The organism is Paraburkholderia sp. Cpub6, from assembly GCF_014201065.1.
In the GTDB taxonomy this organism is placed as follows: domain Bacteria; phylum Pseudomonadota; class Gammaproteobacteria; order Burkholderiales; family Burkholderiaceae; genus Paraburkholderia; species Paraburkholderia tuberum.
In genome coordinates, this window is the sequence record NZ_JACHDM010000032.1 from 49,048 (window position 1) to 68,022 (window position 18,975).

Below are 18,975 nucleotides of genomic sequence, written 5' to 3' on the forward strand. Positions count from 1 at the left end.
ATGAACGACACCGCGGAATTCCACTACCGTCTGCCGATGCGCGCGGCCGGCGCGCGGCCCGGCTCGCATCCGGGCTCGAGCTTCGGCTCGGGTCAGCAGTTCGCGATGCACGGCCGGTTGTTCGACTACCCGGACCCGCGCCGGCTCGATCTGCGCGCGAGCTTGCGCGCGGCGCGCGACGAGTGGCTCGTGCGCGTGCATTTGCAGCGCGTCGCGGTGCAGGTGTTCGTGATCGTCGACGTATCGGCGTCGATGCGGTTCGGCAGCCGTAAAACGAAGCTGGAGGTCGCCGCCGATTTCGTCGAAGCGCTCGGCCATAGCGCGTTCCGGGTCGGCGACCGGCTCGGCATGCTGGCCTTCGATGGCGGCGAACGCGACGATCTGTTCATGCCGGCGCGCACGGGGCGGGGCACCGGCTCGCTGCTCGCGAGCATGCTGCGCGAACGCGCCGGTGAAACGGCTGATCGTCAGGCGAATGGCCAGGCTGGACGTCAGGCCGAAGCTCAGACCGAACACGCGGCCGTCGAAGGATTGCGGCGTTGCGCGATCCGTATCGCTGGACGCCAGGCGCTCGTGTTCGTCGTGTCCGATTTCCACTGGCCGCTCGCGCGACTGTCGTCGGTACTCGACATGCTGGTGCATGCGTGTGTGGTGCCGATGGTCGTGTGGGACGCGGCCGAGATCACGCCGCCGCAGCACGCGTCGCTGCTGGCCGTCAACGATGCGGAGTCCGGCGAGGAGCGTCGCGTGTGGCTTTCGCGCGATGTGCGCGAGCGCTGGCGCGAAGGCGTCGCGCGCCGTCGCGACGAACTCGCCGCGGGGTTTGGCGCGCGCGGCATCCGGCCGTTCTATGTCGAAGGCGCGTTCGATCCGGAAGCGATGTCGCGTTACTTTCTGGAGATGACGGTATGAGCGCGCGCGGTGTGCGCGGTGGCGTCGCTCGTCGGGCGGCGCTGCATATGCTGATCGCGTCGCTTGGCGGCGCCGCGAGCGCGACGGCCAGCGCCGCCGTGGCGACCGCGCTCGTTCAGGAGCCGCGCGCGTTCGGCTATGTGCTCGGCGATGTGCTGACGCAGCGCGTGCTGCTGGAGGCCAACGATCGGGACATCGGCGCGGTCACGCCGCCTTCGGTCGGACGCACGGGCGTGTGGCTCGAACGCCGGCCCGTGACGCTCGAAACCGATGCCAACGGCCGCAAGTGGATGGTGATCGCGTATCAGGTCGTCAACGCGCCGCAGACGCTCACGCAGATCACGTTGCCCGCGTTGACGTTGACGTCGGCGGCGGGCACGCAATTGCAGGTCGCCGAATGGCCGGCGAGCATCGGACCGTTGACGCCGCAAACCGCGTTCGCCGCAGGGGATTTGCAGCCGCTGCGGCCCGATCGTCAGGCACCCATGCTGGGCACGGCCGGCTGGCGTCGGCAGATCGCGTGGGCGCTCGGCCTGCTGCTCGCGACCCTGCTCGCGTGGGTGAGCTGGTGGTGGGCGCGCAACCGACGCGAGGCGGCACGGCTGCCGTTCGCGCGTGCATGGCGGCAGATGCAGCGGCTGCCGGAGGCGCCCGCTGCTTCATCGAACGATGCGTGGGTCTGCCTGCATCGCGCACTGAACGAAACCGCCGGCCAGGTCGTGCATGCGGCTTCGCTATCCGCGTTGCTCGCGCGCGCGCCCTATCTGCAACCGCTGCGCGCGCAGCTCGAACGTTTCTATCTGGCGTCGTCCGAGCGCTTTTTCACGCCGGCGCCGAAGGCCGTCGGGAATCCCGGCGAGCTTTCGTTGCACGTGCTGTGCCGTGCGTTGTATCGGGCGGAGAGGCGCCATCAGCGATGACCATGAGCCTCGATTTCGCCCTGCCGTGGATGCTGGTGCTGCTGCCGCTCGCCGCGCTGCCGCTGCTGCGGCGACGCAGCGACACGCTGGTGTTTTCGAGCGTCGCGTGGCTGCCCGCCGACGATCTCGGGCGCGCGGCCGGCTGGCTCGTACGCGGCGGCGCGGCACTGGCGATTGCCGCGATCGTCGTCGGGCTGGCGGGGCCGGGGCGCTCGCAGTTGCAGGTGCTGCGCACCGGCAGCGGCGCGCAGATCCTGATCCTGATGGACCGCAGCGCGAGCATGGACGAGCCGATGGGCAGCAAGGGCGTCGAGGCGCCGCGCGGCGACTCCAAGAACCACGTGGCGCGCGCCGCGTTGACGCGCTTCGTCGAGCAGCGGCCCAACGACCGGCTCGCGTTCATGATGTTCGGCACCAACCCCGTGCTGGCGATGCCGTTCACGTACAACCATCGCGTGATCGAGGCCGCTGTCGCGGCGACGGCGATTGGCCGTGGCATGCCGGACACCGAGCTCGATCGCGGCATGCTCGCGGCGATCGCGCAGTTCGACGGGCGCCTGTCGTCGGGCCGCCGCGCGATCGTGCTCGTCTCCGATGGCGGCGCGTTGCTCGACGAAACGATGCAACGGCGCATCGAGGCGGGACTGCGACGCAACCGGATCGCCCTCTACTTCATCTACTTGCGCAGCAGCGTCTTCAGTCCCGATCTGAACGCGACGCAGCCCGTCAGCGGAACCTCGGCCGAAGCGCAGCTGCATCGCTTCTTTCTGACGCTCAGGACGCCGTATAGGCTGTTTCAGGCCGAAGACCCGAAGGCGATGATGGCGGCGATCGCGGAGATCAACCGGCAGCAGAACGCGACGACGACGTTCGTCGAGCATCTGCCTCGCCAGGATCTGAGTCTGTACTGTTTCGCGCTCGCGCTGTTCTGTTCGGCGCTGCTGGTGCTGCTGCACCAGTTGCAGGTCAGGAGCTGGGCATGAAGCGCACGCTGATCCACACGCTGTTCGGCACCGTGGCGATCTGTTGCGCCGCGTGGGCCGCGTATGGCTTCGTTCGTCTGCAGCACGCGGAGCGCGTCGATCAGGCCATTCTCGCGACGAACGCCGCTTCGCGCGACCAGCCTGCCGGCGACGACGCGCGCGAGGTCCAACTGGCCCGCGCGATAGCGCTGTCGAAAGCGGGCGCGTATGACGCGGCGGCACGGCTCTATAACGGTCTGATCCCCGAGGGCAGCCCGCCTGACGAAGTCGGCCGCGCGGCGCTGTTCGATCTCGGCAACCTGTACCTGCGCGAAGGCAGCGGCGACACGGCGCAGACGGTCAGGTCTCTCGCGATGATCGGTGAGGCCAAGGCGCGCTACCGGCTCGCGCTGCGCGCGGCGCCCGACGATTGGGACGTGCGCTACAACCTCGAGCGCGCGCTGTGGCTTGCGCCGGAAACGCCGTCCGCGCTCGCCGGGCCCGAGGTGAAAGAGCAGCACAACGTCAAGCTGCGTGACCCGCAGAGCCAGGACTTGCCATGAGCGGCGTCTCGCGCGAGCGCGGCTTCGCAAGATGGCGTCACGCGTTGACGCCGCTCGCGCTCGTCGCATTGATCGCGGCGGTTGCGATGCCGGACGTCACTTTGCCGCGCAACACGTTTAACTACATCGTGACGTTCGATATCACGCAAAGCATGGACGTCGAGGACGTGGTGCTCGACGGCGCTCCGGTCAGCCGGCTCAAATTCGCGCAGGCCGCGATGCGCGACGCGCTCGGGCGCTTGCCGTGCGGCTCGAAGGTCGGCTGGAGCGTGTTCACGGGGCAGCGGGTGTTGCTGCTGATGGCGCCGGTCGAAGTCTGTGGCAACTACGACGCGCTGCTGGTGTCGCTCGATGGCATCGACGAGCGCATGCGCTGGACCAACTGGAGCCGCATTGCCGAAGGCGGTGTGTATTCGGCCGTGCGGGTCGCGCAGGAGGTCGGCGGCGGCGCGGCCATCGCGTTCGTCACCGATGGTCAGGAGGCGCCGCCGGTATCGGCGTCGCGCCCGCTGATGGAGGGCATCAATGCCGCGCGAATCAGGGGCTGGCTGATCGGCGTCGGCGGCGACCAGCCCGCGGCCATTCCGAAGACCGACGCCGACGGTAACCGGATCGGCTACTGGCAGGCCGACGACGTGATCCAGGTGCCGCCGACGCCAGGCTCCGGTGTCGAGGCGAAAACGCACGAGGAGTTGTCCGAATTGCGCGGCGAGTACCTTGCGTCGGTGGCGGGGCAGACTGGCCTCGACTACCGGCGCCTGCTGAACGTGACGTCGTTCGGCGATGCGCTGCTCGATGCGCGCTTCGCTCGCCGCGAACCGGTGCCGACCGATCTGCGCTGGTGTCCAGCGCTGCTCGCGCTGCTGCTGCTCGTCGCGCGCTTCATGCCGGATGCCGTTCTCGCATGGCCGCGCGCCTGGCGAAAGCGCATTCGAACGATCGTTTTGCAGATCGCGCCGGCATTCAATGGCCGGCCGACACGAGTCGACTGATTCACGCGAGCGCGAACGTTGACGCTGCAACGGTTGAAGGTGCAGGTATCCAATCGAGCAGCGTAGTTGCTTGCGAAACCTCGCAAGAGTTGCCGGGATCGACCGACTCACGAGGCTTGCGCCAGAAGCTCTTGCCGGTTTTCGAGGCCGGAGAGCGTTGCCAGGAATCATTCTCAATCGGTCCACTTCGACGTCGACTCCAGCGCTGAGTCGCGAAGGCGCATGCGCTCGCCACACACGCGAGATACCTCACACTTTGACCTACCAGTACGCCAATGACTGACTACAATGTCTGAGTGCAAGCGACGCTGCAAGGCGCTCGGTTCGACGGGAGCGCCGTGTCATGTGGCATTTCAATTCCTTCACTGGAGGCATGCGATGACGTGCCAAAACGAGAGGATTGTCGGAGCGGTACTCGTCTTGATGAGCGGCTACGCGTTTGCGGGCGGCCCCTTCGGCGATGTGCCGCAAGCGATGATGGTCGCCAACATCGTCGCGTCGCCCGTCGAGGTCGTGCCGCCGATTCCCGAGCCTCGGCACTACTTCGAGCAGCAGCGCTATGCGATGGAGTATCACGGGGATCAGGGCAAGCCGTTCTTCGCGAAAATGGAGAATTACTATAGTGTGGACGTGACGCGCGATGTCCAGCTCGGCACTGCGAAGGCATTGGTGTCGTCCGGACCGGAGTTCGCGCCGGTGTCCGAACCGGGCGCAAAACCTGCCGCGCAAAATGCTTCGAATCCTCTGCATCTGGGTCCATCTACCGCGCCGCAATTGTCCATCGTTCAGATGAACAGTTCAGTGTTGTCGATAGGCGCGTCACCGCAGCGACGCTTGTCCTTGACGATCGACGACTGGGTGTTCTCCGGCACCGCGCGCGTCGCGATTCTGCATTCTCACGATACGGGCGCGACGCTGATCGTCAAACGTCGCTACTGAGTGATGTCGGACGGCCGCGCATTTCGCGTCGATGAGTCACGTCGACGAGTCACGTCGATGAAAAGCGCTCGCGATACACCTGCGGCGCCACGCGCAGCTGACGCACGAAGCTGCATCGCATCGTTTCCTCGCTGCCGAATCCACACCGCGCCGCGATTCGTTTGATCGACCAGGATGTCTCGCATAGCAAGCGCTGTGCCGCTTCGATGCGCAACTGCTCGACCGCGCGGGCCGGCGTGCGGCCCGTTTGCGCCTTGTAGTGGCGCATGAAGCTGCGCTCGCTCATATGAAGCCTTCGCGCGAGCGCGGGTACCGACAGGTCGGATGCGAGATGCGACGTCATCCATGCATGCAGTTCGCCGAAACGGTCGTCGGCATGTTGCAGCGACAGCGTCGCGCTGAACTGCGACTGACCCCCCGGCCGCTTCAGAAACACGACGAGCTCGCGCGCGACATCGAGCGCCAACGCGCGCCCGTGATCTTCTTCGAGCATGGCCAGCGCGAGGTCGATGCCGGCGGTGACGCCCGCCGATGTCCAGATAGCCCCGTCGCGAATAAAGATTGGATCGGCTTCGACGCGCAGTTGCGGATACGCCTGCGCGAGTTCGTCGCAACGCCCCCAATGCGTGGCGACGCGGCGGCCGTCGAGCAGTCCCGCCTCGGCGAGCAGGAACGCGCCCGAGCAGACCGAGGCAACGCGTCTGCAATGCGGCGCATGGCGCTGCGTCCAGCGGATCAGACGCTGATCGGCCGATGCCTGACGAATCCCCCAGCCGCCCGGAACGATCAGCGTATCGACCGGCGCTTTCACCGAGCGTAGCGAACCGGCGAGTACCGCGAGTCCCGACGACGACGTGACGGGCCCGGCTTCGGCTGCCACGACGCGGGGTGAGTAGAGTTGGTCGAGCCCACGCTGCGCGACGAGTTCATTGGCGGACGCAAATACCTGCAGCGGACCGCTGACGTCGAGCAGTTGCATGTTGGGGAAGGCGAGCAGCACGATGGAGGGGGGAGCGCTGGACATATCGTGTGTAACAGGGGCTGTAAGAGAGAGAGCGCGCGCGTGGCAGAAAAACTGGGGTTAATGGCAGTCTTGCCAAAGCCTACGCGCATAGAATCAGTCCGTCCACCTGGAAGACGCGGCGGATCACGCGTTTCTATTTCTCCCTGAATAAGGTATCCCTATGAACCTGCAAATCGGTTTTCTGGTGTTTCCGAAAGTACAGCAACTCGATCTGACTGGCCCGCACGACGTACTTGCATCGTTGCCGGGCGCCACGATGCATCTGATCTGGAAGACACGGGAGCCCGTGGTGTCGAGTAACGGGCTCGTGCTGACGCCGAGCACGACCTACGAAAGCTGCCCGCCGCTCGACGTGATCTGTGTGCCAGGCGGAAGCGGCGTGACCGACCTGTTGCAAGACGAGCAAACGATCGACTTCGTTTGCCGACAGGCCGCGAGCGCGCGCTACGTGACGTCGGTCTGCACCGGCGCGTTGCTGCTTGGCGCGGCCGGCTTGCTGCGCGGGCGGCGCGCGACGACTCACTGGGCGTTTCACTCGCTGCTTGAACCGCTCGGCGCGATACCGACACATGCGCGTGTGGTCCGCGATGGCAATCTGATTACCGGCGGCGGCGTGACGGCGGGCATCGATTTCGGGTTGACCGTCGCGGCCGAACTGGCGGGCGTAGAAGAGGCGCAGGCGATCCAGCTCGAACTCGAATACGCGCCAGCCCCGCCGTTCGACGCGGGCGATCCGGCGTTGGCGCCGCAAGCGGTGGTGGAGCTGGTCCGGCGACGGTCGGCGGAAGGCCTGGCCGCGCGGCGTCGGGTAGTGATGGAGATCGCGCAGAGAAGCTAAGTCTTGCATGCGGGTACGGGCATTCCATTAAACTGTGTGGCTCTACCCGTTTCCGCCAGTCGGATCGATGCGATGAAGTACGGCGAATTTTCCCCGGGGCACTCCCCATGCGCGTAGGCAAGCCCGTCAAGGCACTGCCGCAGCCGTCATGCGACTACTGCGGCAACCGTGCGTTGCTCGCGCGTTACGGCGACGAGTCCTACCCCTATCGCAGCGATCAAGGGCCGCTGTGGATCTGCACCGCATGTCAGGCGTGGATCGGCGTTTATTCGCGCAGCAAACACAACCTGCCGCTCGGCCGCCTCGCCGACGCAACGTTGCGCGAGTCGAAGAGCAAGCTGCACGATGCGCTCGAACCGCTCGTCGCCGGGAAGGTGCGCCGCGATGGTGTCAACGCGTTCGAAGCCCGCGCGAAAGCGATCCGGTGGGTCGCGACCGAGCTTGGCTTCGATCCGGTTCCGGCGAGCATTCACGCGTTCACGCCCGAGCAGTGCGAACAGGCGCTGCGTTATGTCGAGGCCTTTGTCGAGGCTCGGCGTGCGAGATAGCGTGATATCCCCAAGCGACTAGCATCCTTTCATTCCTCCAATACCACCCCGCCATACCGCCTTCCCCGCGCCTCTTCACCCCCACCAAACAGGCAGTTCTCGTGCGATGCGGCCCGGCAGTCGGATCGAACCTGCGTTCGGGTGCATATTTCCGGTTGCGTCCGCCGCTATCGTGAACTACAAATCTAAAGTTACGCTGGCTCGATTTTTGGCGGGCCGGGCTTCCGTTCAGAACCGTTCGAACGACAGGGAGAGTGCCGTCATGGGAATGCGCCCCGATCCTACCTTTCATGCATCGCCGAAGCTCGCGATGGATGCGCCGGCGGAAGAATACGCGTACACGGTGCTGCTAAGTCCGGACTCCTCGCAGCCCGACGCGCTCGCCGTGATCGACGTGAAGCCCGGTTCGCCGACTTATAGCCAGGTGGTCCACACGGTGCCGGTGCCGAACAAGGGCGACGAATTCCATCACTTCGGCTGGAACGCGTGTTCGTCCGCGTTGTCGCCGTTGACAGGCCACGCGTTTCTGGAACGTCGCTATCTGATCATTCCGGGCATGCGCTCGTCGCGCATCTATATCGTCGATACGAAGCCGCATCCGACCCAGGCGAAGATTCACAAGATCATCGAGCCGGAGGAAATTTTCCGCAAGACCGGCTATTCGCGTCCGCACACCGTGCATTGCGGACCGGAGGGCATCTACGTGAGCACGCTCGGCGGTGGTGGCAAGGACGGCACCGACGGGCCGCCCGGAATCTTCATCATGGACTGCCAAACATTCGAGGTGCTGGGCCGCTGGGAAATCGAGCGCGGCGCGCAGGAAAAGCATTACGACTTCTGGTGGAATCTGCCGCGCGATTACATGGTGTCGACCGAATGGGCGCTGCCGCCGCAATTCGAAAACGGCATCGTGCCCGAAGACCTGCTCGCGAACAAATACGGCCACCGCGTGCACTTCTGGGATCTGCGCGCGAGGCGCAACGTGCAGACGCTCGATCTCGGCGCGAATCATCAGATGGCGCTCGAAGTGCGGCCCGCGCACGACCCGAGCCGCGAGTACGGCTTTATCGGCGTCGTGGTCGATACGACGAATCTGGAAGGGTCGATCTGGACTTGGTGGCGCGAAGGCGGCCACTTCCACATCGAAAAGACCGCGACCATTCCACCGGAGCCCGCGCATGCCGATGAATTGCCGCCCCTGCTGCAAGGTTTCGGCGCGGTGCCGCCGCTCGTCACCGACATCGATCTTTCGATCGACGATAAATTCCTCTACGTCTCCTGCTGGGGCACCGGCGAGATGCGCCAGTACGACGTGAGCGAACCGCGCAAGCCGAAATTGACGGGCTCGGTGCGCATCGGTGGAATCGAACATTGCGCGCCGCATCCGAACGGCAAGGCTTTCGCCGGCGGTCCGCAGATGGTCGAGATCAGTCGCGACGGCAAGCGCATCTACTGGACCAACTCGCTCTATTCGACGTGGGACGACCAGTTCTACCCGGATGGTGTGCCCGGCGTGCAAGTGATGGCGCATGCCGACCCCAATGGCGGTCTCGAGCTCGCCGAAGATTACTTCGTCGAGTTTCCCGCCGGCTATCGCGCGCACCAGATTCGCCTCGAAGGCGGCGACTGCTCGACCGATTCGTTCTGCTATCCCTCGGTGGGCGTTTGAGCGGCGCGGTGTCGCCGCAAGCGGCACTGTGGCTGGCCGTCCTCGCGAGCGGTGTGTATCACGGACTCAATCCGGCGATGGGGTGGCCGCTCGCGGTGTCGAACGCGCTGATGCAGCGGCGCTCGCAAGCGCTGGTCGTAGCGCTTCTTTATCTCGCGGCGGGGCACGCGCTCGCCATCTTGCTGATGATGCTGCCGTTCGCGATGCTGGCCAGCGTGCTCGCGTGGCAGCGTCAGATGCAGATCGGCGCGAGCGTGCTGGTGATCGGCTTCGGTCTGGTGTTGCTGATGCGCCGGCGCCATCCGCGCGTACTGGCGAGAATTCCGCCGTCGCGGCTCGCGCTCTGGTCGTTCGCGGTGGCGATCGCGCACGGCGCCGGCTTGATGCTGGTGCCGATCTACCTCGGTCTGTGCCGCGCAGACGCAATGGACAGCGCGCACCAAGCCGCCCAAACGCTGATCGAAACGAGTCTGCGCATGGCGCTGTCGGTCTCCGCGGTGCATGCGGCCGCGATGACGATGGCCGGCGGCGTGCTCGCATGGCTCGTTTATCGCTACCTCGGGCTCAGGTTCGTGTCGCGCAGCTGGTTCAATCTCGATGCGGTGTGGGCGTCGAGTCTGATTCTGGTGGGGGGCGTGTCGCTGGTGTTGAACGCGGTGGCAGCGGGCGTTTCGGGTTGATTTCGACGCGGCCGATCCGGCCTATGAGGCTCCCGGGCACAGCATATGCTGCGTGGCTTCGGTGCAGGGACGCCATTCCGTGCGGGTCCTGATTTTTCCTCTCGTCATCTACACCCGGAGAAGATCATGCCGCTGAAGAAAGGTACATCGAAAGAGAGCGTGTCGCACAACATCAAGACCGAGTCGAAGCATGGCAAGCCGCACAAGCAGGCTGTCGCGATCGCGTTGAATCAGGCGCGCAAGTCGGGCGCGAAGATTCCGAAGAAGAGTGAGAAATAAGCTGCTTCAGCACGCGCGGTCGTACCCATGACCGATAGGCCGCAGAAAAAGCGCGCGCATGGCGACCCGCAATCGGAGCCAGCGGATGTCGAACCCGATCAGCATCCGGCGAAGCTCGACGATTGCCGCCGTTGCGCCCTCTGGCGCAATGCGACTCAGGCCGTGCCCGGCGAAGGGCAGCGGCATGCGTCGATCGTGCTGGTCGGCGAGCAACCCGGCGACATGGAAGATCTGCAGGGCAAGCCCTTCGTCGGGCCGGCCGGTGCGTTGCTCGACAGCGCGCTCGAAGAAGCGGGCGTCAAGCGTAACGACGTCTACGTGACGAACGCCGTCAAGCATTTCAAGTGGATCGCGCGCGGCAAGCGTCGCTTGCACAAAACGCCCGCTCAGCGTGAAGTGGATGCTTGCGGCTACTGGCTGGAGCAGGAACTCGACATGCCGCATGTGCGCGTGGTCGTGGCACTGGGCGCGACCGCGTTGAAAGCGGTTGTTCACGACTCGCACGCGCGCTTGCAGGACGCGTTCGACAAAACGCTCGAGCGCGGCGAGCAACGCGTGGTCGCGACGTACCATCCGTCGTTTGCGCTGCGCGCGCCGGACCCTGAAACGCGTCGCGAGGTGTACGAGCGAATCGTCGCGGCGTTGCGCACCGCACAGAAGCTGGCCCACGGCGGCAAGCGCTCAGGATGACGCCGGCGCGTGCGTCGCTCGTAATCCGAGGCCTTTCATCAATCGTTGTGCGTCGAACGGCGCCCGAGCTTTTACATCGTTGTCGAAGTAGCAGTAGACGTCTCGCGCGGCTCGCCGAGGCGGCCGGAGTTGCGGCGCGATCAATCGCGCGTCGGCCGGTTGTGAGCCGCCGCGCCATGCATCGATTCGCTCGGCCCATCGTTGCAGAGCGTCGTCCCCATACGAACCCGAGTATTTGGCTTCGCTGCCGTGCAGGCGAAGATAGACGAAGTCCGCCGTCAGATCTTCGGCGACGGGCCACGGTTCGGTGGAATCTGAAACCACGAGCGCGACGCCGTATTGCCGAAGCAAGGTCACGAACGCCGGATCGACAAAACTCGCGTGGCGCACTTCGACCGCGTGACGCAACTTCCGCTTGCGATCGATGTCGACATAAGGCGTCTTGACACGCGCATCATGGTGCTTCGCCAGCGCCGATGCGCTCGCGATCTCGAACGGCAACACGCTCAGAAAGCGCTCCATTGCCTCGGGCTCGAATCGGAACGACGGCGGAAATTGCCATAGGATCGGACCAAGCTTTTCGTTCAACGCGAGTAGCCCCTGCGCGAAGAAGTTCGCGATGCCGACACGTGCGCTCGCATCGCGAAACCGCAGCATATGAGTCAGATAGCGCGCGCCTTTGATGCCAAACACGAAGCCGTCAGGCGTTTGCATGTTTGAGATCCTCTGGGTAAAAGCTGCCGCGCCAACCTTGGTAGCGCCAGCCGGAAATGCCGATACGCACATCGCCGGTTTTCTTCATTCGCGCGTCGAGTCCGGCGGAATGGGGTTCGGAGTCCGGCTCCGACTCGACGGATCGCAGCGTCATTGAATACGCGCGATTTGCTTCGCCACCGCGGGCGGGCTGTCGAAATTGTGATCGGGCAGACGGTCGACCAGATCGACGATGTCGGTATTCGCGTGATTTTTGCGCGCCTGCGCGACCAGCTTTTCGCGTGTGGTCGGGTAATTCACACCACTGATTGCTTTTTCGACGTCAGCGGGATTCGGCTGACCGGGGTGGCGGTGATCCTGGGAATGGGCGGGGTGCTGTGACATGGTTCCTCCTTGAATGAGTACATCACGACTGCGCGCCTACAGGTACCTGTCGCATATCTCGTGCCTCGGCGCGCGGGCTCGTGTTGCGTTTTCCGGCGGCGCACGTCGTGCGAATGAAAAAGAACCCAGCAATGAGGAACGCGGCTTGCGTGCAGCCGGCAAAATAGCGCCGCTGACACGGGAGCTTTCAAGGAGAAGGCCATCATGAGCACGATGCTCGCATATCGCATTCACCGCTTCGGCGGTCCCGAGGTGTTCAAGGCCGAGAAGATCGAGATCCCCGAGCCTGGCGCCGGCCAGGTGCTGGTGCGTGTGCGCGCGGCCAGCGCCAATCCGGTGGACCTGAAGACGCGCTCGGGCCAGTACCCGTTGATTCGTGAAGAGAAGCTGCCCTATACGCTGGGGCGCGATTTTTCCGGAGTGGTCGAACGGGTCGGCGAGGGCGTCGGGCAATGGCGCGCGGGCGAGCAGGTGTATGGCTTCGTTGGCCAGGGACAGGGTGCGTACGCGGAATTCGTCGTCGTGTCCGCGAGCGCGCTAGCGCATGCGCCGGAAAAACTGGATGTGGGGTCCGCGGGCGCCGTGCCGCTCGCCGCGTTGACCGCATGGCAGGGCCTGTTCGATCACGGCCGCCTCGAAGCCGGCGGCCGCGTGCTGATTCATGCGGGCGCGGGCGGCGTTGGACATTTCGCCGTGCAGTTCGCCAGGCAGAAGGGCGCGCAAGTGTACGCTACGGCGTCCGGCGACGGCATCGAGTTCGTGCGCTCGCTCGGTGCGGATCGCGTGATCGACTATCACGCGCAGCGCTTCGAAGACGTCGCGCGCGACATCGACCTCGTGTTCGATCTGATCGGCGGCGATACGCAGCGCCGCTCGTGGTCGGCCGTCGCGACCGGTGGCGCGCTGATCTCGACGCTCAACGAGCCGTCGCAGGCCGAGGCGTCGAGCCATGGCGCACGGGCCACGCGTTATACCGCGCGACCCGACGGCCGGCAATTGACGGAGATCGCGTCGTTGCTCGACAAGGGCAGCGTGCGTGTCGTGGTCGCCGAACGGTTTGCGTTCGATGCGACGGCCAAGGCGCTGGAACGGCTCGCGAAAGGCCACGTGCGCGGCAAGATCGTGGTGGAGGTGGCGTCGTAGTACGGAGCGCGCGGTCTGCTAGTTCGGATTCGCGTCGTCGCTCGCGCTGCGCAGCGGCGCGCGGCTCTGATCGTTATTCAGATGCACGAACTTTCTCAACAGTCTCAATAGCTCTCGCGCATCCTCGTCTCCCATCCCGTCGAGCAGGCCGTGATTGAGCGCGTTGACGCCGGGGATCAATTCATCGAGCAACTGCTCTCCAGCCGGCGTCAGCAATAGACGACGCTGGCGGCGCGGCAGAACTTCGCGCACGATCCAGCCTTTCGCTTCGAGCCGTACCGCGATATCGGCGGTGGTCGACGTGTCGAGGCCGACTCGCTGCGCGAGCGTGACCTGATCGAGTCCGGGCAATTCCTGCAGCATTCTGAGCACCGCATACTGAACGGGCGTCACCTCGCGTCCGATCAGATCATGAAACATGGACACCGAAATCTGATGCGCGCGTCGGATCAAATGGCCGGGCTGGTCGTACAGATCGATGCTGATCGCGGAAGTGCTGGTATCGGTTGAAGTAACCATATTAGTTCTGAAGACCTCGCGCCTTTTCGTTGCGAATGGAAATGGCGAACCGGCGTTCGTGTTACCTGATTGAAAGTTCGTCTAGGGGAAAACCTTCATTTAATCATTAAAGACGCATTGAGTACACTGAATCTCAATGAGTAGGCTGAATGCAATCCATGAATAAACCAGGGAGTGAGACTGACATGTTTCCCAAGAATGCGTGGTACGTCGCATGTACGCCCGATGAAGTCGCGGATAAGCCGCTCGGCCGGCAGATCTGCGGCGAGCCGATGGTTTTCTATCGCAACGCGGAAGGCGCCGTGGTGGCGCTCGAAGACTTCTGTCCGCATCGCGGTGCGCCGCTGTCGCTCGGTTTCGTGCGCGATGGCACGCTCGTGTGTGGCTATCACGGCCTCGAAATGGGCTGTCAGGGCAAGGCGACCGGCATGCCGGGGCAACGCGTCAACGGCTTTCCATCGATTCGCAGCTATCCAGTGATCGAGCGCTATGGCTTCGTCTGGGTGTGGCCCGGCGATGCGGCGCAGGCCGATGCCGCCAGGCTGCATCATCTGGAGTGGGCCGAGAGTGCCGAATGGGCGTACGGCGGCGGTCTTTATCACATCCGCTGCGATTACCGGCTAATGATCGACAACCTGATGGATCTGACGCACGAGACCTATGTGCACGCCAACAGCATCGGGCAAAAGGAAATCGACGAAGCCGCGCCCAAAACCGTGGCCGAAGGCGATACCGTGCGCACGAGCCGTTTCATGGAAAACGTTGCGGCGCCGCCGTTCTGGAAGATGGCGTTGCGCGGCAATGGTCTTGCCGACGACGTGCCCGTCGACCGTTGGCAGATCTGCCACTTCACGCCGCCGAGTCACGTGCTGATCGAGGTAGGCGTCGCGCATGCCGGGCATGGTGGCTATCACGCGCCGGCCGACCAGAAAGCGTCGTCGATCGTGGTGGATTTCATCACGCCGGAAACGGAAACGTCGATTTGGTATTTCTGGGGCATGGCGCGCAATTTCAGTCCCGACGATGCGGCGCTGACCGCGAGCATCCGCGAAGGGCAGGGCAAGATCTTCAGTGAAGATCTGGAGATGCTCGAACGTCAGCAGCAGAACCTGTTGCGCTGGCCCGAGCGCAATCTGCTGAAGCTCAATATCGATGCGGGCGGCGTGATGTCGCGTCGCGTGATCGATCGGCTCGTCGCGCAGGAACGCGCGGAGACGGGCGCGCCGCAGGCTGAAGTGACGCGCGTCATTCCCGTGCGGACGGCGACATGAATCATCCCGTGCTGAATGTGGTGGTGGCGCGCCGGCGCGACGAAGCGCTGGATATCGCGAGCTTCGAACTCGCGAGCGAAAACGCTCAGGCGTTGCCGGCCTTCGACGCCGGCTCGCACGTCGACGTGCATTTGCCGAACGGGCTCGTGCGTCAGTACTCGTTGTGCAACGATCCGCGCGAAACGCATCGCTATCTGATCGCGGTGCTGCGCGACGAAGGGGGACGCGGCGGATCGCAAGCGGTGCACGATCTGGTCCGCGAAGGCGATCGCCTGCAGATCAGCGCGCCGCGCAATCATTTCGCGCTCGCTGACGATGCGGCTCATCATCTGCTGCTCGCGGGCGGGATCGGCGTCACGCCGATTCTTTGCATGGCCGAGCGGCTTGCCGCCACGGGCGCTTCGTTCGACATGCACTACTGCACGCGCTCGAAGGAACGCACGGCGTTCGTCGAGCGTCTTGCACAAGCTGGCTTCGCGAAGTCGGTCCAGCTTCATCACGATGACCATCCGGGCGGCTCGACGTTCGATATCGAGCAGTCGCTCAGCGATGCGCCGGCCGGTACCCACCTGTATGTCTGCGGTCCGCGCGGCTTCATGGACTTCGTGCTCGAGACCGCGCGTGCGAAGGGCTGGCCGGAAAACAGGCTGCACTACGAGTTCTTCGGCGCGGCCGCGAATCAGACGGCGGCGGGCGGCAGCTTCCAGGTGCGCATCGCGAGCAGCGGCGCGACGATCGACGTGCCGCCCGAATGCACGGTCGTGCAGGCGCTGGCCGCGCATGGCGTCGAAGTGATCACGTCGTGCGAGCAGGGCGTGTGCGGTACCTGTTTGACGCGGGTGCTGTCCGGCGAGCCGGATCATCTGGATTCGTATCTGACCGACGAGGAACGCGCGGCAAACGACCAGTTCCTGCCGTGCTGCTCGCGCGCGAAATCGCCGCTACTGGTGCTCGATCTGTGATTTTCTGCGGGACGACGGGCCTGTTGCCCGTCGTCCCGCTTATTTATTGCGCTTTTCCCTCAGAATCCGACGAACTTACCGTGCGCACACTCAACGCCGGATCGTGCGCAATCGCTTCTTCGGAGAACGGAATAATCGTCCAGCGTTGGGCCGCATAATCGCGCGTCCCGTCGGCATAGTGCGGCGACGCCGGGTCATCCGATTCTGACGGTGCGAGCAGCGTGCGCGCGATCACCTGAGCGCCGGCGAACGACACTATCTGCAGATAGGTGTCGCCCATTGGCTTGACGTTCATCGAATAGCCGCTCGCATCGAAGGGATGCCCGGCACACGCCGATGTGAAATAGCCGCCCGCGTCGCAACCCCCGAATAGCGCAATGCGCTCGTCGTTGCGTTGCACGTAGAGCGCCGCGCTGCGCGGTGCATCGATCGCGATGCCGGCGCGTTGCAGTGCCGCGAGCGCGTCATGCAGCGCGGCGGCGAGCTGCGCCGGATCGGCGGCGATGCCCGCGGGTGTGGTCAACGGCTTCGCGGGTTCGAACGGTACCGCGTATAGCTGCGCGGGCGGTATCGTCAGCAGACGTCGCCACAGTTCGTCCCACAAGGTTGCCCCCACTGCGTCGGCCGCGGCCGTATCGTCCCATGCGGCGAGTACCTTGCACGCCGCGCGCTGCGGGTCGGCGTTCGGGCCGGCCGGCAGGGCCGCGAGCATGTCGCTGCCGCACAGACGGTCGAGCACGGGTTGCTTGAACAGCAACGCCGACATCGAGCGGCTGTCGAGTGCAGCGTGACCGAGCGCATCGGCGGAAACGCCAAGCGGATCGCTCTGCAATTGCGCCGCGATCGTATGGCCCAGTCGCGTGCGCAGCGTCTGCGGCGTCGCGGTCGCACCGATGATCTTCGCATAGCCGGTCATCGGTTCGGCCGGGTTGCTGAGCCAGTAACTGTCGTTGAAATTGCCGACATAGTCGCGCCGAAGCAGCGACGGCATGTGCGCGACCGGCAACGCATGATGCTGTACCGCGCCGGGCTCGTCGCGCCAGTCGCAGTCGCTGCGCGAGCCGTCGAGGACCGGCACGCCGGGCATGATCCGCGCGAGTGCCCGGCCGACCGGCGGCGTGCAACGCTGCGTGAGTTCGTCGGGCACGTCCGGGGTCGCGCCGATATCGGCGTACCAGACGCGCGGATCGTCACGGCCGATCGCGAGCGTGTTGACCCATGGCACCGCCGCGTTCTTCTTCTGGATGGCGATGAAATCGTCGAGCGAGGCCGCCTGATTCCATGCGCGGAAGTTTTCGAACACGCGGAAGTTGTCGGTATTGATATCGCGCAGCGCGAACGCCTGCTGCGCATTCCACGCGAGCGCGGGCGACATCGTGCCGAGATTGACCAGCGGTCCGAAGCGCGAACGATACAGCGTGCGCGACACGGTATGCAGTGAACCGTCGGCGGCGCGTACCTCGACGTTCACGCGCGTCGGCGTCATCGCTTCGCTGTTGCCGTCGACCTGATACCGGGTTGGCGCGCCAGGTTCGAGCGTCAGCTTGAAGAGGCCGAAGCGCTTCGCGGTGGAGACGGTATGGGTCCAGGCGACGTTGTCGTTGAAGCCGATCATGATCAGCGGTACGCCGAGAAACGACACGCCGCTGACGTTCAGCTTGCCAGGAAGAGTGAGCTGAGCCTGGTAGAAGCGATCGGGGCCGGTCCAGAACCAGTGCGGATTGCCGAGCAGCAGCGCGCTGCCGGTGTGCGTCGCGTCCGCGCCGAACGCGAGAGCGTTGCTGCCGATGCCCGCATGGCCGCCGAATTCCGCGAGCGGTGGGTCGTCGGGGGCGTCGTCGTGCAACGCGCTTTGCGGCGGCACCGGCATCGGCTGGGGCGGTTGCGCGGTCGCGATCGCGTTGATGAAGCGCGCCTCGCCGCCGGTCAGATTCGCCGCGATCTGACGCCGGTACAAGTCCGCGTTGCTGATCTTGCCGAGCCACGGCGCCGCGCGGCAGGCCGCATGCGCGCCCGGGAAATCCCCGTGCGCGAGATCGGCGAGGTAGCGGTTATAGCCGGCGACGAAGCCGTCGATCAACGCGCGCATGTCGTCGGTCTGGCTTTTGCGGTAACGCGCGACGGTCGCATCGTCGACGATGAAACGGAAGAAGAAATCCGAATTGAGATTGTTGGGCTGGCCGAACGTCGCGCCGAGCGTGGGCCGCGCGTCGGCGCCGAAGAAGCGCGAGCGTTCGCCGCGATAGGTGACGAAGCTTTCGGCCATCGTGCACAGATTGTCTTGCGCCTGCGCGTAGCCGTATCCGTAGCCGAGGCTGCCCCAGTTGTCGGCGTTGATGTGCGGAATGCCGAGCGCGGTGCGGCGGATGTCGGCGCGATACGGGCCGGTGTGCGCGACGTTGTCTGCATCGGGACTCGCGCAGCTTGGCAGAGCGGCGGCGACGGGCAGGGCGATCAGCAGGGCGGCGAGGCGGCGGAACAGGGAGACGTTCGAACGCATGGATTTTTGTGGTTGGGCGGACGTTGAGCGATGACGGGCGTGTCGCTCGGCGTCACGAAAGATTGTGAATGGACGCCCATTTTGGGCGTGCTCTGATTTCTTTCGAACTGTCAGTTAGCTATTAATGTCAGGTGGCTAGAAGGCAGTGGACTCGCATTCCGGTCATTAGTAGTTCACGAACGTTAAATCTAGAGCGAGAAGCTATAGCGTGCCTAACGAAATTTCTGTGTACAAGATCAACAAACTGTTGTGGCGCTGGACCAAGCAGGACGACGCGCGCGCCGTGCGCGGTGTCGGTATGTCGTTGGACAAGCCTCCGCCAGCGCAGCTAAATCCGCCGAAAGCACATGTAGAACAAGCCGAACCGAAGTCTAGAGCGTGTTAGGCACTTTTCATAATCGGTGCAGCATGAACGAGCATAAGCATGGCGAAGACGACGAAGTGCAGGCCTGCCAGGGTTTCGGGC

The 18,975-nt window shown here is 64.7% G+C and carries 19 protein-coding genes and 2 pseudogenes; 15 read left to right on the forward strand and 6 right to left on the reverse strand.

From position 1 onward, the window contains the following. From HDG33_RS32475 to HDG33_RS32500, 6 genes are all read left to right on the forward strand, one after another. Positions 1-912, forward strand: a complete 912-nt coding sequence (locus HDG33_RS32475; RefSeq protein ID WP_184039171.1) for a DUF58 domain-containing protein — start codon at positions 1-3, stop codon at positions 910-912. Next, positions 909-1,832, forward strand: a complete 924-nt coding sequence (locus tag HDG33_RS32480) for a calcium incorporation protein MxaA (RefSeq protein WP_184039175.1) — start codon at positions 909-911, stop codon at positions 1,830-1,832. Before HDG33_RS32475 ends, HDG33_RS32480 begins: the two co-directional genes overlap by 4 nt. Further along, positions 1,829-2,815, forward strand: coding sequence for a vWA domain-containing protein (locus HDG33_RS32485; RefSeq protein WP_090809112.1), 987 nt, complete (start codon positions 1,829-1,831; stop codon positions 2,813-2,815). The genes HDG33_RS32480 and HDG33_RS32485 overlap by 4 nt, the downstream gene beginning before the upstream one ends. Next, complete coding sequence (locus HDG33_RS32490; RefSeq protein WP_184039178.1) at positions 2,812-3,357, forward strand: tetratricopeptide repeat protein; 546 nt, start codon at positions 2,812-2,814, stop codon at positions 3,355-3,357. The genes HDG33_RS32485 and HDG33_RS32490 overlap by 4 nt, the downstream gene beginning before the upstream one ends. Next, positions 3,354-4,349, forward strand: coding sequence for an MxaL protein (locus HDG33_RS32495; protein WP_184039181.1), 996 nt, complete (start codon positions 3,354-3,356; stop codon positions 4,347-4,349). The genes HDG33_RS32490 and HDG33_RS32495 overlap by 4 nt, the downstream gene beginning before the upstream one ends. A 378-nt stretch (positions 4,350-4,727) precedes the next feature. Beyond that, positions 4,728-5,288 (forward strand): hypothetical protein, encoded by a 561-nt coding sequence (locus HDG33_RS32500; RefSeq protein ID WP_184039184.1) that lies wholly within the window; start codon positions 4,728-4,730, stop codon positions 5,286-5,288. Between the two features lie 49 nt (positions 5,289-5,337). Here HDG33_RS32500 and HDG33_RS32505 read toward each other — a convergent pair whose 3' ends face one another. Further along, entirely contained in the window at positions 5,338-6,312 is a 975-nt protein-coding gene (locus tag HDG33_RS32505; protein WP_184039187.1) for a GlxA family transcriptional regulator, read from the reverse strand. A 160-nt stretch (positions 6,313-6,472) separates the two neighbouring features. On the opposite strand from HDG33_RS32505, the gene HDG33_RS32510 reads away from it, so the two are divergent. The 6 genes from HDG33_RS32510 (at position 6,473) to HDG33_RS32535 (ending at position 11,016) form a co-directional block, all read left to right on the forward strand. Continuing rightward, a complete protein-coding gene (locus HDG33_RS32510; RefSeq protein WP_184039189.1) occupies positions 6,473-7,150 on the forward strand; it encodes a DJ-1/PfpI family protein in 678 nt (225 codons plus the stop codon). 107 nt (positions 7,151-7,257) lie between these two features. Next, entirely contained in the window at positions 7,258-7,698 is a 441-nt protein-coding gene (locus HDG33_RS32515; protein WP_018424627.1) for a zinc-finger-containing protein, read from the forward strand. Between the two features lie 262 nt (positions 7,699-7,960). Beyond that, positions 7,961-9,367 (forward strand): selenium-binding protein SBP56-related protein, encoded by a 1,407-nt coding sequence (locus tag HDG33_RS32520; RefSeq protein WP_184039192.1) that lies wholly within the window; start codon positions 7,961-7,963, stop codon positions 9,365-9,367. 8 nt (positions 9,368-9,375) lie between these two features. Then, the gene (locus HDG33_RS32525) at positions 9,376-10,047 is read left to right on the forward strand and encodes a hypothetical protein (RefSeq protein ID WP_311548403.1); all 672 of its coding nucleotides are present in this window, start codon (positions 9,376-9,378) and stop codon (positions 10,045-10,047) included. A gap of 126 nt (positions 10,048-10,173) precedes the next feature. After that, positions 10,174-10,326, forward strand: coding sequence for a DUF6496 domain-containing protein (locus HDG33_RS32530; protein ID WP_184039198.1), 153 nt, complete (start codon positions 10,174-10,176; stop codon positions 10,324-10,326). Between the two features lie 27 nt (positions 10,327-10,353). Continuing rightward, positions 10,354-11,016 (forward strand): UdgX family uracil-DNA binding protein, encoded by a 663-nt coding sequence (locus HDG33_RS32535; protein WP_184039215.1) that lies wholly within the window; start codon positions 10,354-10,356, stop codon positions 11,014-11,016. Here the strand turns inward: HDG33_RS32535 and HDG33_RS32540 are convergent. Both HDG33_RS32540 and HDG33_RS32545 read right to left on the reverse strand, forming a co-directional pair. Then, positions 11,008-11,818: pseudogene (locus tag HDG33_RS32540) on the reverse strand (DUF72 domain-containing protein). The gene HDG33_RS32535 and the pseudogene HDG33_RS32540 sit on opposite strands and share 9 nt — an antisense overlap. A gap of 62 nt (positions 11,819-11,880) precedes the next feature. Further along, on the reverse strand, positions 11,881-12,114 hold the full coding sequence (locus tag HDG33_RS32545; protein ID WP_184039218.1) for a DUF2795 domain-containing protein: 234 nt from the start codon (positions 12,112-12,114) through the stop codon (positions 11,881-11,883). A gap of 204 nt (positions 12,115-12,318) precedes the next feature. Between HDG33_RS32545 and HDG33_RS32550 the strand changes: the two genes are divergently transcribed. Continuing rightward, positions 12,319-13,257 carry an NADP-dependent oxidoreductase gene (locus HDG33_RS32550; protein ID WP_184039221.1) on the forward strand — a complete coding sequence of 313 codons (939 nt, stop codon included), beginning with the start codon at positions 12,319-12,321 and terminating at the stop codon, positions 13,255-13,257. A gap of 18 nt (positions 13,258-13,275) precedes the next feature. On the opposite strand, the gene HDG33_RS32555 is transcribed toward HDG33_RS32550, so the two are convergent. Then, on the reverse strand, positions 13,276-13,776 hold the full coding sequence (locus tag HDG33_RS32555; protein WP_090809135.1) for a MarR family winged helix-turn-helix transcriptional regulator: 501 nt from the start codon (positions 13,774-13,776) through the stop codon (positions 13,276-13,278). A 185-nt stretch (positions 13,777-13,961) separates the two neighbouring features. Here HDG33_RS32555 and HDG33_RS32560 point away from each other — a divergent pair, with 185 nt between their 5' ends. Continuing rightward, the gene (locus HDG33_RS32560) at positions 13,962-15,047 is read left to right on the forward strand and encodes an aromatic ring-hydroxylating dioxygenase subunit alpha (protein WP_184039225.1); all 1,086 of its coding nucleotides are present in this window, start codon (positions 13,962-13,964) and stop codon (positions 15,045-15,047) included. Next, complete coding sequence (locus HDG33_RS32565) at positions 15,044-16,009, forward strand: PDR/VanB family oxidoreductase (RefSeq protein WP_184039229.1); 966 nt, start codon at positions 15,044-15,046, stop codon at positions 16,007-16,009. Before HDG33_RS32560 ends, HDG33_RS32565 begins: the two co-directional genes overlap by 4 nt. 43 nt (positions 16,010-16,052) lie before the next feature. On the opposite strand, the gene HDG33_RS32570 is transcribed toward HDG33_RS32565, so the two are convergent. Both HDG33_RS32570 and HDG33_RS37785 read right to left on the reverse strand, forming a co-directional pair. After that, positions 16,053-18,509, reverse strand: a complete 2,457-nt coding sequence (locus HDG33_RS32570) for a penicillin acylase family protein (protein ID WP_184039232.1) — start codon at positions 18,507-18,509, stop codon at positions 16,053-16,055. 381 nt (positions 18,510-18,890) lie between these two features. Then, positions 18,891-18,975 (reverse strand): annotated as a pseudogene (locus tag HDG33_RS37785) (IS5/IS1182 family transposase); the annotation flags it as partial.

Coding starts and splice junctions, on each gene's coding strand:
- HDG33_RS32475 (WP_184039171.1), top strand. CDS start 1: ATGAACGACACCGCGGAATTCCACTACCGTCTGCCGATGCGCGCGGCC.
- HDG33_RS32480 (WP_184039175.1), top strand. CDS start 909: ATGAGCGCGCGCGGTGTGCGCGGTGGCGTCGCTCGTCGGGCGGCGCTG.
- HDG33_RS32485 (WP_090809112.1), top strand. CDS start 1,829: ATGACCATGAGCCTCGATTTCGCCCTGCCGTGGATGCTGGTGCTGCTG.
- HDG33_RS32490 (WP_184039178.1), top strand. CDS start 2,812: ATGAAGCGCACGCTGATCCACACGCTGTTCGGCACCGTGGCGATCTGT.
- HDG33_RS32495 (WP_184039181.1), top strand. CDS start 3,354: ATGAGCGGCGTCTCGCGCGAGCGCGGCTTCGCAAGATGGCGTCACGCG.
- HDG33_RS32500 (WP_184039184.1), top strand. CDS start 4,728: ATGACGTGCCAAAACGAGAGGATTGTCGGAGCGGTACTCGTCTTGATG.
- HDG33_RS32505 (WP_184039187.1), bottom strand. CDS start 6,312: ATGTCCAGCGCTCCCCCCTCCATCGTGCTGCTCGCCTTCCCCAACATG.
- HDG33_RS32510 (WP_184039189.1), top strand. CDS start 6,473: ATGAACCTGCAAATCGGTTTTCTGGTGTTTCCGAAAGTACAGCAACTC.
- HDG33_RS32515 (WP_018424627.1), top strand. CDS start 7,258: ATGCGCGTAGGCAAGCCCGTCAAGGCACTGCCGCAGCCGTCATGCGAC.
- HDG33_RS32520 (WP_184039192.1), top strand. CDS start 7,961: ATGGGAATGCGCCCCGATCCTACCTTTCATGCATCGCCGAAGCTCGCG.
- HDG33_RS32530 (WP_184039198.1), top strand. CDS start 10,174: ATGCCGCTGAAGAAAGGTACATCGAAAGAGAGCGTGTCGCACAACATC.
- HDG33_RS32535 (WP_184039215.1), top strand. CDS start 10,354: ATGACCGATAGGCCGCAGAAAAAGCGCGCGCATGGCGACCCGCAATCG.
- HDG33_RS32545 (WP_184039218.1), bottom strand. CDS start 12,114: ATGTCACAGCACCCCGCCCATTCCCAGGATCACCGCCACCCCGGTCAG.
- HDG33_RS32550 (WP_184039221.1), top strand. CDS start 12,319: ATGAGCACGATGCTCGCATATCGCATTCACCGCTTCGGCGGTCCCGAG.
- HDG33_RS32555 (WP_090809135.1), bottom strand. CDS start 13,776: ATGGTTACTTCAACCGATACCAGCACTTCCGCGATCAGCATCGATCTG.
- HDG33_RS32560 (WP_184039225.1), top strand. CDS start 13,962: ATGTTTCCCAAGAATGCGTGGTACGTCGCATGTACGCCCGATGAAGTC.
- HDG33_RS32565 (WP_184039229.1), top strand. CDS start 15,044: ATGAATCATCCCGTGCTGAATGTGGTGGTGGCGCGCCGGCGCGACGAA.
- HDG33_RS32570 (WP_184039232.1), bottom strand. CDS start 18,509: ATGCGTTCGAACGTCTCCCTGTTCCGCCGCCTCGCCGCCCTGCTGATC.